Below are 15,810 nucleotides of genomic sequence, written 5' to 3' on the forward strand. Positions count from 1 at the left end.
TGAGTAGCTTTTTTTATGCGCTGTATTTATCATCTTATTTTATAAATTGTAGAATTTCAATCGATTGAAAAATTTTTATAAATAATGCGTTTCATTCTTTTAAGCCTTGTAATTGGGGACTTTTCCTCATAAGTTCTGTTCTTTTTTCCTATTCTGAAGATTAAACAAAAATGCGGCTTAATTATACTTATTCTAAATAGCCTTATAAAGAAGCATTAAAGTTTGTCCATAAGTTAATTGGAGTGTATTTTTGCTGTTAAAATTCTATAAATAATCAAACCAATGGGTGGATTTTTAAAATCATCTATCGCAAAAAAAGTTGCGATGGCCTTGTCGGGACTGTTCCTAGTCTTATTTTTGCTTCAACACTTTACTATTAATCTTACTTCCGTAATTAGTAAAGATCTATTCAACGAGCTTTCTCATTTTATGGGAACCAATTTTTTAGTACAGGCTATTCTTCAGCCGGTATTGATCTTTGGAGTAATATTCCATTTTGTAATGGGATTTGTGCTTGAGGCTAAAAACCGAGGGGCTAGAAATATAAAGTATGTAAATTATAACGGAAGCGCTAACTCTAGCTGGATGTCTAGAAACATGATTTATTCTGGATTAGTAGTTTTAGCTTTTTTAGCACTTCATTTTTATGATTTTTGGGTGCCAGAATTAGTGCATAAATATGTAGAATCTCACCCAGAGGATGCCTCAAGATACTATGGTGAGTTGGTTGCTAAGTTTCAGGATCCAATTCGCGTGGCAGCTTACTGTCTATCTTTTGTATTCTTAAGTTTACACCTTCTTCATGGTTTTTCTTCTTCTTTTCAATCGCTGGGATGGAATAACAAATATGCTAAAGGAGTAAGAGGCATTACAGTGGCTTATGCTATAATAATTCCGTTAGGGTTTATTTTTATAGCATTGTTTCACTATATCAATAACCTTTAATTCGCGAGATTTATGTCAGTTTTAGAATCAAAGATACCAGAAGGGCCGCTTAAAGATAAGTGGACTAAACATAAAAATGATATTAACCTGGTAAACCCTGCCAATAAGCGTAATATTGATATTATCGTTGTAGGTACAGGTCTTGCAGGAGGAGCTGCTGCTGCAACACTTGCAGAGTTAGGTTATAATGTAAAGACTTTTTGCTACCAGGATTCTCCAAGACGTGCGCACTCTATTGCTGCACAGGGAGGTATAAATGCATCAAAAAATTATCAGGGAGATGGTGACTCAGATTACCGTCTTTTTTATGATACCGTAAAAGGTGGTGATTATCGTTCTAGAGAAGCGAATGTTTACCGTCTTGCTGAGGTATCAGGGAATATTATCGACCAGTGTGTTGCACAGGGAGTTCCTTTTGCACGTGAATATGGTGGTTATTTAGATAACCGTTCTTTTGGTGGGGTTTTGGTTTCCAGAACGTTCTACGCAAAAGGACAAACGGGCCAGCAGTTGTTGTTAGGAGCATATTCTGCAATGAACCGCCAGATTAATCGTGGTAAGATTCAAACCTTTAATCGTCACGAGATGATGGATCTTGTTTTGGTTGATGGTAAGGCAAGAGGAATTATTGCCAGAGACATGATTACCGGAGAGATCCAGAGACATTCAGCTCATGCAGTTGTATTGGCTTCAGGAGGGTATGGTAATGTGTTTTTCCTATCTACTAATGCGATGGGAAGTAATGTGATGGCAGCTTGGAGAGCTCACCGTAGAGGTGCTTACTTTGCAAATCCATGCTATACGCAAATTCACCCAACATGTATTCCTGTTTCAGGAGATCATCAGTCTAAATTAACTTTGATGTCTGAGTCTCTACGTAATGATGGGCGTATTTGGGTTCCGAAGAAAAAAGAAGATGCAGAGGCAATTAGAGAAGGAAAGAAAAAGCCTACCGAGCTTTCTGAAGAAGAAAGAGATTATTATTTAGAGAGAAGATATCCTTCATTTGGTAACCTTGTACCTCGTGATGTAGCTTCTAGAGCTGCAAAAGAACGTTGTGATGCAGGTTTTGGAGTTAACAAAACTGGCCAGGCTGTATTTTTAGATTTCGCCAGCGCAATAAAGCGTTACGGAAAAGAAGCGGCATTCTCGGCTGGTAAAAAAGATGCATCTGAATCTGAAATTATTAAACTAGGAAAAGAAGCTGTAGAAGCTAAATATGGTAACCTTTTCCAGATGTATGAAAAGATTACCGATCAAAATCCATACGAAACACCTATGATGATCTTCCCAGCAGTACACTATACGATGGGAGGTCTTTGGGTAGATTATAACCTACAAACAACAATTCCTGGATGTTACGCTGCTGGAGAAGCTAACTTCTCAGATCACGGTGCAAACAGATTGGGAGCTTCTGCTTTAATGCAGGGACTTGCAGATGGTTATTTCGTTCTGCCTTATACAATAGGTGATTATCTTTCAGGCGATATTAAAACCGGAAAAATTCCAACAGATTCTCCAGAATTTGATGCTGCTGAAAAAGATGTTACAGACCGAATCAATAAAATGATGAATGCTGGCGGAAAACATTCTGTAGATACTTACCATAAGAAATTAGGTAAGATCATGTGGGATAAGTGTGGTATGGCGCGTAATGAGCAAGGTCTTAAAGAAGCTATTGAAGAAATTAAAGCTTTAAGAGAAGATTTCTGGAAAAACGTAAAAATTACCGGAACTGCAGATAGTAAAAATGCTGAATTAGAAAAAGCAGGTCGTGTGGCCGATTTCCTTGAACTGGGAGAACTTTTCGCTAAAGATGCATTACATAGAAATGAGTCTTGTGGAGGACACTTTAGAGAAGAATATCAAACCGAAGAAGGTGAAGCTTTAAGGGACGATGAAAACTTTAAATATGTAGCTGCCTGGGAATATAAAGGACAACCAAGCGATGCAGCGCTTCATAAAGAAGAGCTTATTTTTGATAATATCGAATTAAAAACAAGAAGTTATAAATAGATGCAAGTGTTGAGATATGAGCTGTTACAAATAGCGACTCAAGACTCAATACTCAATACTAAAATCTAAAGAATATGAAACTTACATTAAAAATATGGCGACAAGAAAACGCTAAGTCTAAAGGGAAGATGGTATCCTATCCTATCGATGGTATCGAAGGCGATATGTCTTTTCTAGAGATGTTGGATGTTTTAAATGAAGAGCTTGTTGCTAAAGGAGAAGACCCGGTAGAATTTGATCATGATTGTCGTGAAGGGATATGTGGTTCTTGTTCATTACAAATTAACGGTGAGCCTCACGGCCCAGATAAGTTAATTACAACCTGCCAGTTGCACATGCGCTCTTTTAAAGATGGTGATACGATCGTGATCGAGCCTTTTAGAGCAAATGCGTTCCCGGTAGTTAAAGATTTGATCGTAGATAGAACTTCTTTCGATCGTATTCAGCAAGCGGGTGGATATGTTTCTGTAAATACTTCAGGAAACACTATCGATGCCAATAGTATTCCTGTAAATAAGCATGATGCAGATGATTCTTTTGCTGCGGCAACCTGTATTGGTTGTGGTGCCTGTGTTGCAGCTTGTAAAAATGCAAGTGCGATGTTATTTACTTCAGCCAAAGTTTCACAATATGCTTTACTTCCGCAGGGACAGGTAGAAGCTACAGATCGTGTAATGAATATGGTTCGCCAAATGGATCTAGAAGGTTTTGGTAACTGTACAAATACCGGTGCTTGTGAAATTGAGTGTCCTAAAGGAATTTCTTTAGAGAATATCGCTCGTATGAACCGTGAATATTTGTCTGCAAGTACAAAAGGATAAGAATAATTTTTTCTGAATAAACTGAATCCCGATTTCTTTTTAGATTTCGGGATTTTTTGTGCATCTTATTTAAAAATTTTTATGGCTTTTTCTAAATCCCTTGTTTCTAAACTTCCTAACACTCCTGAAAGTATTTTTTCTAAAATGAGTGGTTTAGCCAATCGTTATAATGCCATAAATATGTCGCAGGGATTTCCTGGTTTTAAGAGTGATGATCGTTTAAAGCAGTTGGTCTATAAAGCCATGAAAGAGGGTTATAATCAATATGCGCCTTTAGCAGGAATTCCAGAACTTCGTGAAGAAATCGTAAAGAAAATTAAAGCGCTTCACGGTAAAAAGTATCATCCCGATTCAGAAATTACTTTAACCGCGGGAGCATCACAGGCAATAAATAGCGCAATTTCAGCTTTTGTTCATCCTGGTGATGAAGTCATTATTTTTAAACCGGCCTACGATATTTATGAGCCGCTCGTAAAAACAAATGGCGGGATTCCGGTTCATAGTCAGCTTCAGGGAAAAGAATATAAAGTAAATTGGGATGAAGTAAAAGCTAAGATTAGCGATAAAACAAGGATGATCGTGATCAATACGCCGCATAATCCCAGTGGAACGATTCTTTCTAAAGCAGATATGCTAGAATTAGAAAAGTTGCTTAAAAATACCAATATCATCCTTTTAAGCGACGAAGTTTATGAGCATATCATCTTTGATGGTGAAAAGCATCAAAGTGCCTCAGCTTTTCCAGAATTATCTGAAAGAGCAATTGTTTGCGCATCTTTCGGAAAAACTTTTCATAATACAGGTTGGAAAATGGGCTATTGTGTTGCGCCAGAGGTGCTAATGAAGGAGATTTGGAAATTTCATGAAATCAATGTTTTCTGCGTAAATCATCCTATGCAACGAGCTTTTGCTGAATATCTTAAAGATCCTGAGACTTATTTAAGTTTGCCGAAATTCTATCAGGAAAAAAGAGATTATTTTCTAGAGCAAATTAAAGACACAAAGTTTAAGGTTATTCCGGCTGCGGGTACTTATTTTCAGCTATTGGATTATTCTGAAATTACAACAGAATCTGATATTCTTTTTGCTGAAAAACTAGTAAAGCAGTATAAGTTGGCGTCGATCCCTGTGTCGGTTTTCAATATCAATAATCAGGATCTAAAGCAATTGCGTTTTTGTTTCGCTAAGGAAAATGAGACTTTAGAAAAAGCAGCGGAAATATTACTCAAAATTGGCTAATTTCGCCTCTCTTTTTTTGAGTTATAGAAATGAAAATTATCATCCAAAATAACCATTTTCAGTTGGCGTGTAGCGGCGTTTCCCATTGGGAAGAGCAAAAGGCTTTATTGGTGGCCGATGTGCATTTGGGAAAGATTTCTCATTTTAGAAAACACGGTAGTGCCGTGCCACAATCGGCGATTCAAACCAATTTTGATCGTTTAGATAAAGCGGTAACCGAGTTTCAACCTGAAAAAATCATCTTTTTGGGCGACCTTTTTCACAGTGCGTTGAATGCCGAATGGAATTTATTCGAAAACTGGCTTCAAAATCAACAGACTGAAATCATTCTAATCGCCGGAAATCACGATATTATTTCTCCAATTTACTATGAGGAACTCGGCGTGAAAATTCATCAGGAATTGTTAATTGACAACTTTCGTTTAACCCATCATCCGGAAGAAAAGGAAACCGATTTTAATATCTGTGGTCACATTCATCCCGGGTATCGGTTGGTCGGTTTAGCAAAACAACATTTAAAATTAAAATGCTTCTTCCGAAGTAAAAATCAACTCATTTTACCGGCTTTTGGTGAATTTACCGGTGCTTTTCTAATGAAACCCGAAGAAGAAGATCAGGTTTTTGTGTGTGCACAATCTGAAGTAATTCGAGTGAATTGACTTTCTAAATTTTATACCTACAAGGTTTTAAAAACCTTGCAGGAAGCGTAACTTTAACCTAACACTAACGCTGGTTTATTCAAGCGTTTGGTAATTTCAATTAAACTTTATGTGACCCTGAACTTGTTTCAGGGTCTCATCCAGTTGAGGTAAAGTGGAAGATGAGATTCCGAATCAAGTCCGGAATGACAAAAAAATATCAATACAAACTATGAAACCAAAATTACTTTCAGTACTCAATTTTATTTCCGTAGTGATCACACTTTTTGTGAGTTATTATACGCAAGCCGTAAAACTCAACGGAAATACGATGGGAAGTCTAAGTCACGAATATTTCAATTTATTCACTCCGGCAGATTATGCTTTTGCAATCTGGGGAATTATTTATTTAGGATTGCTGGCTTTTTCAGGCTATCAAATTTATCAGGCTTTTGGCCCAAAAACTGACTTAGAATTTCTTCAGCAGACAAAATTTTGGTTCCTGTTAGCGAATCTCGCCAATGCCGCCTGGGTGGTGGTTTGGTTATGCGAATACACGGGCTTATCGATCTTTTTAATGTTACTGATTCTCTTTTCACTTATCAAAATTATCTTAAATACACGTATGGAACGCTGGGATGCGCCTTTAAAAATTATCGCGTTTAGCTGGTGGCCCATTTGCCTGTATTCGGGTTGGATCGCAGTGGCAACCATTGCGAATATTGCGGCTTATCTAGCCAAGATTGAATGGAATGGAGGCATTTTTTCTGAAGTACAATGGACGATTATTATGATCGTGATCGCTACAATTTTAAATGTTGTAATGATTTATACACGAAATATGCGCGAGTTTGCAGCGGTGGGCATTTGGGCGTTATTCGCAATCTATATGCGACATTCTGAAGATCAAAGGTTAATCGCTTACGTCGCTCTTGGCGCTGCCATTTTAATAGGAATTAATTGTGCTTATCACGGTTTTATTAATCGAAAGCAAAGTCCGTTTTATAGGATGATGAATAAGAATTAGATCGGCTTCGCCTGTTAGATTTTAGAGTTTAGATCGCTTTGCCTTTAGAAAATAAATAATAAGACTCAGGAGATAAGAGCCAGAAATCAGGATTCATTTTCTTGAATTTATAATTTATGTCATCTTGACCGTAGCAGAAAGATCTTTTTTCTTTTGAAGTTATGAAATTTTATATGCGAAAGGTAATTCTGAACTTGTTTCAGAATCGCATAAGAGTGATGAGATCCCGGATCAAGTCCGGGATGACAAACTTATATTAACCAAAGTCTATTCTCTAGAATCTATTCTCTCAAATCTCATATCTCAATTCTAACTACTAAAAAAACCTGATAAATATCATATTTTAAACGGTGGCTACTTTTCATCTTTGGTGATTAAACTTAAGAAAAATGAAAAACGCCATATCCCCACATCAATTTCATATTCCGGTGATGGGCATTGCTTATACGATCGATACGCCGGTGAAAGTGGCGCATTTAGGGATAAATTCTTCCATTTCGATTATTGAAGATCACCTCATCGAAAAAATGCGCGAGTATTATTATAAACTCAACAACGAGACTTTTCAGCCTATAACCAAAAAAGAACCCAACTTTAGAGCTAAGCGAATCACAGATTATCTGAATTTGATTAGCGCGGAAGTAAAAAAGAAAGTAGAAGAGGTGAAAACTGCTGCTTTTTCTGGCACTTCAGAGATTACCAAGTATTTTGAAATGCTTCCTGAAGTTTCAGAATTAAAACAGAAATACCTTAAATTTCTTCAGCTTAATGATTCTTCAGAAAAAGAAAATCTAGAATCTGAACTTCGCGAGGAAGTAAAACCCGGTGCGATCGAAGTGAATATTATGACGAAGATCGATAACGAACAACTCGGCGAAAATAAAGAACCTATCGAAAATGGATCTGATGCTTTGCAGGCTTTAAAAGGTTTTGCTGAAAGTGATTTAGAAAATTCAACTTTAGTATTTTCCGCAGGGATGAATCCAAGATTGTTTAATTACCTGTCTTCCTTTAAAACCTTCAGTCCAGATAAAAACGGAAATTTCCAGAAGGCCATAGCCATTAAAGTCAGCGATTATCGTTCGGCTTTAATTCAGGGAAAATACCTCGCAAAACGAGGGATTTGGGTTAGTGAATTTAGAATTGAATCTGGTTTAAACTGCGGCGGGCACGCTTTCGCGACCGATGGTTTTCTGCTAGGCCCGATTATGGAAGAATTTAAGCAGAAAAAAGACGAATTACAATCAGAATTAGCTTCATTATACCAAAGTGCTGTGGCTGAGGAATCTGAAGTTTCAGCATTGCCAGAAATAAAGATTACCGTACAAGGCGGAATTGGTACTTTTGAAGAAGACAGATTGCTAAAAGATTATTACCAAGCCGATGCTACCGGTTGGGGTTCGCCTTTTTTGTTGTGTCCTGAAGCCACAAATGTAGATAAAGAAACGCTCGAAAAACTTCAAAAATCGAAGGAAAAAGACATTATTTTAAGTCATAGCTCGCCGCTTGGCGTTCGGTTTAATTATTTGAAAGGCGCGAGCGGAGAAGAATTCCGAAGAAAAAATCTTTTGCGTAACAAACCCGGTAGTTCTTGTCCCGAGAAATTGTTAGAATCGAACACCGAATTTACCGAAAAACCTATTTGTACCGCTTCTCATAAATATCAAAAGCTGAAAATGAAACAAATTCAGCATTCCGATTTGTCTAATGAAGAAAAGGCGAAGGAAGCCGATAAGTTGTTTCAAAAAGAATGTTTGTGTACCGGTTTATGTAATAGTGTAGCGAAGAATTACGATTTTCAGTTTGTAAAAAAAATGGATTTTGTGACCGTTTGTCCCGGGCCAAATTTGGCATATTTCAATGGTGAATATTCACTTCAGGAACTAACAGATCATATTTATGGGCGTAAAAATGTACTCAGCGGTTACCGTCCACATATGTTTATGAAGGAGTTACAGTTGTACATTGATTATCTAGCCGAATTAAAAGAAAGCACCGATTTTTCAAATAAAAGAGAGGCTAAAAAATTTGATAAATTTAGCCAGAACCTGAACGAAGGAATTCAATATTATAAGAATTTATATGCTGAAAAAGTGATAAAAGAAGACCAGTTTTTAAATGATCTCTTAGTTTGCGAAAGTCAGATTTTAGAAATAACGCATCAATCGGAAGTGGCTTAACTAGATAGATCGCTAGGCTGTTAGACGTGAGATTTTAGATCGGCTTTGCCTTTTAGAACACAGAAAATAGAATCAAGACACAAGAGCCAAGACTCACGATCGAAATGTTGAATTTTAAATGCTGAAAGCTGACTTTTCTTGAATATAGGTTGGCTATCGCTTTTATAAAGTATAATAAACGTCATTCTGAACTTGATTCAGAATCTCATTGTAGTGATGAGATCCCGGATCAAGTCCGGGATGACGATTTTTAAAAAATCTAAAAGCGGAGCGGTCTAAATTCTAATAGCGAAGTGCTCTAACATCTTTATTAAGTCATTCCCTTAATATCATTACTCCAGGTTGGGTAGGCAAAGATCATTGCTTTTAGATCTTTACAAGAAAGACCGCCACACATTGCCATTACAAACATATTGATCATTTCCCCGGCATCGGGACCCACGAGGTGAGCACCAAGAACCTGTTCGGTTTTTTTGTCTTTGATCACTTTAAAAGCGTAATGCCGGTTTGCAATTCGTTTAGAATTGAACCAACTAGGAACCGATTTATGCTTAATGACAAAATCATAACCCTGATCTTTCACCTGTTGTTCTGAAAGTCCTACGGAAGCCACATTAGGCAAAGTGAAGACCACAGAAGGTTGTGGTGGGTAAAGCGCTTCAGTTTTGTTATATTTTCCTAATAGATTTGCTGAAACCACGCGTGATTCCTGAGAAGAGAGCGGAGTAAGTGGTAATCCTTCGCTAGCTGAAACATCTCCACAGGCATATACATCTTTATTTGAAGTGTTCTGTAAATGTTCGTTGACAGAAACTCCCTTATTGGTGAAAGCGACATTTCCTTTTTCTAAATCTAATTCATCTATGGATGGAACGCGACCAGCGGTGTTAAAAACAACTTCTGCCTTTGCTGTAATTTCTTCTCCATCTTTAGTTTCCGCAGTTACTCGAAGATATTTTCTTAGCTTTTCAACTTTAGAAGCTTTTGCATTAAAGATAAATTTAATTCCGATCTTCTCGGAAGCTTCAGTAAGATGTGCGACCATATCTTCATCAAAATTAGAAAGTGGTCTTGGTTCTGTATCGATCATAGTGACTTCAACGCCAAGACGAGCAGCAATGTGCGCAAACTCCATCCCAATATAACCGGCGCCGATAAAAATCATTGATTCTGGCAGTTTTTCTAACTCTAGAAAGTCTTCACTGTGCAATAATAGTTCTTGCCCCGGAATAGGTAAAGGCATTGGTTTATTACCTGTAGCAATAACAATTTTTTTAGCTTTTACGGTTTTTCCTTCTACTGAAAGTGTATTTTCATCTAAAAATTTAGGTGATTGATGATACATTTTGATATCCAAAGCAGCCAAATCTTTTTCGGTAGCTGCGGGAATAGCTCCTGTAAATTTATATTTGAATTGTTGCAAATCTTCCCAACTTACTTCCGGCATTTTAGAAATACCCAAGCCCATCATATTTTGGGAACGTTCAAGGATTTCAGTAATTCCTACTAATACTTTTTTAGGGTCACAACCTCGATTAGGACAGGTTCCGCCATATTCGCGGTTATCGGCAATGGCAACTTTCCAGCCGGCTTCCGCACAATCTTTGGCTACGCCTTTTCCTGCCGTACCTGTACCGATGACAAAAACATCAAATTCTTCTATTCCCATATTATTTAGATTTTAGATCGCTTTGCTGTTAGATTCTAGAATTTAGACAATTTGATAATTTAGAAACGGTCAACTTCCGCTTTAAGCTGAAGTCTATATTCTATTTTCTAACATCTCAGATCTAACTACTCACTACTATTATATATACTTTACCACTCCGCCTTCCACTCTTAAACTAGCGCCATTTGTTGCAGAAGACAATGGACTCGCAACATAAGCGATCATATTGGCTACTTCTTGCGGATCTGCAAAACGTTGAATAATGGAACTAGGTCTTTCTGTTGAAAAGAATTCTTCTTCTATTTCTTTTTTATTATTGTCATCTGCATCTACCATTTCTTTTACTCCTTCAGAAAAAGTAGGCCCGGGCAATACACTATTTACCGTAACATTTGTGCCTTTGGTTAACTCGGCGATTCCTCTAGAGATGGATAATTGAGCGGTTTTGGTCATTCCGTAATGAATCATTTCCGTAGGAATATTTAAAGCACTTTCACTAGAGATAAAAATGATTCTTCCCCAATCTTGTTCTAACATTTTTGGTAATAAAGCTCTTGAGAGTCTTACTCCACTTAATACATTTATTTCATAGAAATCTTTCCATTCTTCATCGGGAATTTCAAAGAAATCTTTTGGGTTAAAAATCCCTACATTGTTGATAAGGATATCTACGTGTCCTAATTTTTCAATTAAATCGTCTATTTCTTCTTTTTGGGAAAAATCACAAGCTATCCCAGAAATGTTGGCGGTTTTGACTTCCTCCTTAAGTTTTGAAATTGATGCCTCAATACTTTCTTGAGATCTTCCATTTATAATAACTTCAGCACCTTCTTTGGCTAGCGTTTTGGCTGTTGCAAAACCGATACCTTTGGTAGAACCTGAAATAAATACTCTTTTGTCTTTTAGTTGATAATCCATTTTTTATTTTTTTTATTTAGAAATTAGAGCTTAGACCGCTACGCTGTTAGAATATAGATGATTTAATTATTTGAAAATTAACGAAATGCTTAATTTTATTTCCGAATTTAGAAACAGTCAACTGCCGTTTTGAACACTGTCTTATCTCCTGTTTCAATATTATCTTTTCTATGCTCTAGTTTCTCTTATCTTTTTTCTATACTCTATTTTCTAATATCTAACGTCTCACTTCTAACTACTCACCACTACTTTTCTTCACCGCCCAAACTTCATATTTCAGATTTTTTATAAGAAAAAAAATAAATAGCGCGTAAAGCATTTGTGTTCCTATCGCACTCCAATCTTCTTTAAATGCACAGCCTGTGATGAGCATTATTATAAAAATGGCCGTTGCTGTTAGGCTTTTTTTGCTGGCAATTCCAAAAATGATAAGCACACCTAAGATAACTTCTATAAAAGGAATCGCGTAAGCAAAAATTTCAACTAAAGACAAAGGAAGCATTTTACCTTCAAAACCCTGTATGATTCCGTTGGCAAAAGCTTCCAATTTAGGTATTCTTACAAAACCGTGTAGGAAAAAATTAATTCCCAATGTGATTCTGGCCAGTAAAAAAGCGAGTTGATGGTTAGACATTATAATTTTTTTTGAAATTACATTCTTTGTGACGGAATCGCTGTTATGAAAATTGTAAAATATCTAGTTAGATTTTAGATCGGTGCGATATTCGTAATTAGATAGTAGAAAATAGAATATAGAGAAAAGGCAATAGATATTGAGCTAGAAATAGGCAGTATAATAAAACCATCTTTGAATTTTAAACGATATTTAGACTATCTACTGACCACTCAATACTTATGACTTAAAATCAATGTTAAAAAATTCATAGTCAGTTGTGAAGCTTTCCTACAGCAATTATCTTTGCAGCAATGAGTACATCTACAATCGCCCAAAGTTTTGCACAATCCCCGCAACAGCAGGAATTGCGGGACGCTATTGCCGTTTCTGAAAAAAATACCGATAAAATTCATCTAAAAGGTCTTGTAGGCTCCGCACTTTCTTTTGTGGTGGCCAATGCTTTTAAAGAAGCTCAACGTCCTTTTTTACTGATTTTAAATGATAAAGAAGAAGCTGCATATCATTTAAATGATTTAGAACAGTTAATTGGAGAAGACAAGGTGTTGTTCTATCCGGGCAGCTACCGAAGGCCGTATCAGATTGAAGAAACAGATAATGCCAATGTGCTTTTACGTGCCGAGGTCTTAAACCGAATTAATTCGCGTAAAAAACCGGCGGTGATCGTCACCTATCCAGATGCGCTTTTTGAAAAAGTGGTTACGCGGAAAGAACTTGATAGAAGTACCCTGAAAATTAAAATCAACGATGAACTTTCGATCGATTTTGTAAACGAAGTCTTGTTTGAATACAAGTTCAAACGTGTAGATTTTGTAACAGAACCGGGCGAATTTTCAGTGCGTGGTGGAATTATCGATGTATTTTCGTTTAGTAATGACGAGCCGTACCGAATCGAATTTTTTGGGGATGAAGTCGATAGTATTCGGAGTTTCGATGTAGAAACGCAGCTTTCTACCGATAAGGTAAATAAGATTTCGATTATGCCGAATGTCGAGAATAAGAAACTCGATGAGGTAAGAGAAAGCTTCTTAAAATATATTGCTGAAGACACCTTGATTTTCGTAAAAAATCTCGATCTTTTTTCAGCACAGATGGATAAACTTTTTGAGAAAGCTGAAGACGCTTTTCAAAAACTTTCCGGAGAAATAAAACAAAGCGAACCCAAGGAGCTTTTTTGTACATCTTCCTTAATCAATAAACAAATTCTCGATTTTTCGGTAGCTGAGCTTAGTAATCAAGCTTTTCTGAAGCCGAAAAAAGAGATTGTCTTTTTTATAACACCGCAACCTTCTTTCAACAAACAATTCGATTTATTGATTACCAATTTAATCGAAAATCAGGAAAAAGGCTATACCAATTATATTTTCTGCGGAAGCGAACAACAGGCGAAACGTTTCCACGATATTTTTAAAGATCAGGAACAAGAGGTACACTATAAAACGGTAGTGCTTTCTTTATTTCAAGGATTTATTGATGAGCAGTCAAAGAATGTCTGTTATACCGATCATCAGATTTTTGAGCGTTACCATAAATTCAGCTTAAAAAACGGTTATGCTAAAAAGCAAGCGATAACGCTAAAAGAACTGACTAATCTTACCGTTGGCGATTATGTGACGCATATCGATCACGGAATTGGGAAATTTGGGGGGCTTCAAAAAATAGATGTTGAAGGTAAAAAACAGGAAGCGATAAAACTGATTTATGGCGAACGTGATATCCTGTATTTGAGTATTCACTCGCTACATAAAATTTCAAAATACAACGGAAAAGACGGGAAGGAGCCGAAGATCTTTAAACTGGGTAGTAATGCTTGGAAAAACCTGAAGAAAAAGACCAAAGCTCGTGTTAAACATATTGCTTATAATTTAATTGAATTATACGCAAAACGCCGTTTGCAGAAAGGTTTTGCGTATGGTCCCGATTCGTATTTGCAACACGAGCTGGAAGCTTCTTTTTTATATGAAGATACGCCAGACCAAAGTACGGCCACCGAAGCAGTGAAAAAAGATATGGAAAACGAACGCCCAATGGACCGATTGGTTTGTGGGGATGTTGGTTTCGGAAAGACCGAAGTAGCAATTCGTGCCGCTTTTAAAGCGGTAGATAATGGCAAGCAAGTTGCGGTTTTAGTGCCCACAACAATTTTAGCGTTTCAGCATCATCAAACTTTTTCGGAGCGATTAAAGGATTTACCAGTAACAGTCGATTATCTCAACAGGTTTAGAACCGCCAAAGAACGCCGGGAAACGCTAGCCGATCTTGAAAAAGGAACAGTAGATATTATTATTGGGACGCATCAATTAGTCAACAAGTCGGTTAAATTTAAAGATCTTGGATTACTGATCGTTGATGAAGAGCAGAAATTTGGTGTATCGGTAAAAGATAAGCTGAAAACGATCAAAGAAAATGTAGATACCTTAACGCTTACAGCAACGCCAATTCCGCGTACGCTTCAGTTTAGCTTGATGGCAGCACGTGATTTATCGACCATTACCACGCCTCCGCCAAACCGTTATCCAATCGAATCGAACGTAATTCGCTTTTCCGAAGAAACTATTCGAGATGCGGTTTTATATGAAATTCAGCGTGGCGGACAGGTATTCTTTATTCATAATCGCATTGAAAACATCAAAGAAGTTGCCGGGATGATTCAGCGTTTAGTGCCCGATGCGAAAGTGGGAATAGGCCACGGACAAATGGAAGGGAAGAAGCTGGAGAAATTAATGCTGAGTTTTATTAATGGCGAATTTGATGTGCTGGTGTCGACTACAATTATTGAAAGTGGATTGGATGTAACCAACGCGAATACTATTTTTATTAATAACGCGAATAATTTCGGATTGTCTGATCTCCATCAAATGCGTGGTCGGGTAGGACGAAGCAATAAAAAAGCTTTCTGTTATTTTATCACGCCACCATATTCTGCAATGACCGAAGAAGCGCGTAAACGAATGACGGCTCTAGAGCAATTTTCTGAATTGGGAAGCGGATTCAATATTGCAATGAAAGATTTAGAAATTCGTGGTGCCGGAGATTTATTGGGTGGTGAACAAAGCGGATTTATCAACGAAATTGGTTTTGATACCTATCAGAAAATTCTTGCGGAAGCGATTGATGAACTGAAGGAAAATGAATTTAAAGAGCTGTATAATGAAGAAGATATTGAAGATAAGGACTTTGTAAAAGACACCCAGATCGATACTGATTTTGAAATTCTGTTTCCGGATGATTACATCAATAACATTGCAGAACGCCTGAATTTATATACAAAGCTAAACGAATTAAAAACCGAAGAAGAATTAGAAAAATTTGAAGCCGAATTAGTCGATCGTTTTGGTGAATTACCGGTTTCTGCGGTAGATTTATTAAATAGTGTCCGCATCAAATGGATCGCTTCTAAAATTGGTTTAGAACGTATTATTATGAAGCAAAATAAACTGATAGGCTATTTTATTGCCGATCAGGAATCACGTTTCTATCAAACCGCTAATTTCACCAAAGTCTTGCAGTATGTGCAATCGCATCCTAACAGTTGTAAGATGAAAGAAAAGAAAACCAGAAACGGTTTACGTTTGCTGCTGACTTTTGAAAAAATCAATTCTATAGAAAAAGCTTTAAAAGCATTACAGCCATTAGATTTTAGAAAGAAAACCGCTGAGGTGGAAGCTTAAATTATTAGTTGATTGCTCGGTTTCTGTCAACTTAATATTTTCATTTCTAAAG

11 protein-coding genes are annotated in these 15,810 nt (G+C 36.9%); 8 read left to right on the top strand and 3 right to left on the bottom strand.

Translation table 11 applies throughout. The annotated features are described in order from the left end of the window. The first annotated feature begins 282 nt into the window (after window positions 1–282). The 7 genes from PBT89_RS00965 (at window position 283) to PBT89_RS00995 (ending at window position 8,866) form a co-directional block, all read left to right on the top strand. Window positions 283–945, top strand: a complete 663-nt coding sequence (locus tag PBT89_RS00965) for a succinate dehydrogenase cytochrome b subunit (RefSeq protein WP_270062996.1) — start codon at window positions 283–285, stop codon at window positions 943–945. Between the two features lie 12 nt (window positions 946–957). Further along, window positions 958–2,961, top strand: a complete 2,004-nt coding sequence (locus tag PBT89_RS00970) for a fumarate reductase/succinate dehydrogenase flavoprotein subunit (RefSeq protein ID WP_270062997.1) — start codon at window positions 958–960, stop codon at window positions 2,959–2,961. A 74-nt stretch (window positions 2,962–3,035) separates the two neighbouring features. After that, window positions 3,036–3,782 (top strand): succinate dehydrogenase/fumarate reductase iron-sulfur subunit, encoded by a 747-nt coding sequence (locus PBT89_RS00975; RefSeq protein ID WP_270059579.1) that lies wholly within the window; start codon window positions 3,036–3,038, stop codon window positions 3,780–3,782. Between the two features lie 81 nt (window positions 3,783–3,863). Continuing rightward, window positions 3,864–5,021, top strand: a complete 1,158-nt coding sequence (locus PBT89_RS00980; RefSeq protein WP_270062998.1) for a methionine aminotransferase — start codon at window positions 3,864–3,866, stop codon at window positions 5,019–5,021. Between the two features lie 29 nt (window positions 5,022–5,050). Then, the gene (pdeM, locus tag PBT89_RS00985; RefSeq protein ID WP_270062999.1) at window positions 5,051–5,680 is read left to right on the top strand and encodes a ligase-associated DNA damage response endonuclease PdeM; all 630 of its coding nucleotides are present in this window, start codon (window positions 5,051–5,053) and stop codon (window positions 5,678–5,680) included. Between the two features lie 211 nt (window positions 5,681–5,891). Then, entirely contained in the window at window positions 5,892–6,686 is a 795-nt protein-coding gene (locus tag PBT89_RS00990; protein WP_270063000.1) for a tryptophan-rich sensory protein, read from the top strand. A 389-nt stretch (window positions 6,687–7,075) separates the two neighbouring features. Then, on the top strand, window positions 7,076–8,866 hold the full coding sequence (locus PBT89_RS00995) for a hypothetical protein (RefSeq protein ID WP_270063001.1): 1,791 nt from the start codon (window positions 7,076–7,078) through the stop codon (window positions 8,864–8,866). 310 nt (window positions 8,867–9,176) lie between these two features. Here PBT89_RS00995 and PBT89_RS01000 read toward each other — a convergent pair whose 3' ends face one another. The 3 genes from PBT89_RS01000 to PBT89_RS01010 form a co-directional block, all read right to left on the bottom strand. Continuing rightward, the gene (locus PBT89_RS01000; RefSeq protein ID WP_270063002.1) at window positions 9,177–10,535 is read right to left on the bottom strand and encodes a dihydrolipoyl dehydrogenase family protein; all 1,359 of its coding nucleotides are present in this window, start codon (window positions 10,533–10,535) and stop codon (window positions 9,177–9,179) included. 138 nt (window positions 10,536–10,673) lie between these two features. After that, window positions 10,674–11,453 carry an SDR family NAD(P)-dependent oxidoreductase gene (locus tag PBT89_RS01005; protein WP_270063003.1) on the bottom strand — a complete coding sequence of 260 codons (780 nt, stop codon included), beginning with the start codon at window positions 11,451–11,453 and terminating at the stop codon, window positions 10,674–10,676. Window positions 11,454–11,688: 235 nt separating this feature from the next. After that, on the bottom strand, window positions 11,689–12,087 hold the full coding sequence (locus PBT89_RS01010; RefSeq protein WP_270063004.1) for a DoxX family protein: 399 nt from the start codon (window positions 12,085–12,087) through the stop codon (window positions 11,689–11,691). A 293-nt stretch (window positions 12,088–12,380) separates the two neighbouring features. Here PBT89_RS01010 and mfd point away from each other — a divergent pair, with 293 nt between their 5' ends. Further along, window positions 12,381–15,758: a transcription-repair coupling factor gene (gene mfd, locus PBT89_RS01015; RefSeq protein ID WP_270063005.1), complete on the top strand. Its 3,378-nt coding sequence runs from the start codon at window positions 12,381–12,383 to the stop codon at window positions 15,756–15,758. The last annotated feature ends 52 nt before the right edge of the window (window positions 15,759–15,810 follow it).

It is taken from the genome of Zunongwangia sp. HRR-M8 (genome assembly GCF_027594405.1).
Classification (GTDB): domain Bacteria; phylum Bacteroidota; class Bacteroidia; order Flavobacteriales; family Flavobacteriaceae; genus Zunongwangia.

What these genes read in the sequence shown, in the direction of transcription:
- PBT89_RS00965 (WP_270062996.1), top strand. Translation starts at nt 283, where the DNA reads ATGGGTGGATTTTTAAAATCATCTATCGCAAAAAAAGTTGCGATGGCC.
- PBT89_RS00970 (WP_270062997.1), top strand. Translation starts at nt 958, where the DNA reads ATGTCAGTTTTAGAATCAAAGATACCAGAAGGGCCGCTTAAAGATAAG.
- PBT89_RS00975 (WP_270059579.1), top strand. Translation starts at nt 3,036, where the DNA reads ATGAAACTTACATTAAAAATATGGCGACAAGAAAACGCTAAGTCTAAA.
- PBT89_RS00980 (WP_270062998.1), top strand. Translation starts at nt 3,864, where the DNA reads ATGGCTTTTTCTAAATCCCTTGTTTCTAAACTTCCTAACACTCCTGAA.
- pdeM (WP_270062999.1), top strand. Translation starts at nt 5,051, where the DNA reads ATGAAAATTATCATCCAAAATAACCATTTTCAGTTGGCGTGTAGCGGC.
- PBT89_RS00990 (WP_270063000.1), top strand. Translation starts at nt 5,892, where the DNA reads ATGAAACCAAAATTACTTTCAGTACTCAATTTTATTTCCGTAGTGATC.
- PBT89_RS00995 (WP_270063001.1), top strand. Translation starts at nt 7,076, where the DNA reads ATGAAAAACGCCATATCCCCACATCAATTTCATATTCCGGTGATGGGC.
- PBT89_RS01000 (WP_270063002.1), bottom strand. Translation starts at nt 10,535, where the DNA reads ATGGGAATAGAAGAATTTGATGTTTTTGTCATCGGTACAGGTACGGCA.
- PBT89_RS01005 (WP_270063003.1), bottom strand. Translation starts at nt 11,453, where the DNA reads ATGGATTATCAACTAAAAGACAAAAGAGTATTTATTTCAGGTTCTACC.
- PBT89_RS01010 (WP_270063004.1), bottom strand. Translation starts at nt 12,087, where the DNA reads ATGTCTAACCATCAACTCGCTTTTTTACTGGCCAGAATCACATTGGGA.
- mfd (WP_270063005.1), top strand. Translation starts at nt 12,381, where the DNA reads ATGAGTACATCTACAATCGCCCAAAGTTTTGCACAATCCCCGCAACAG.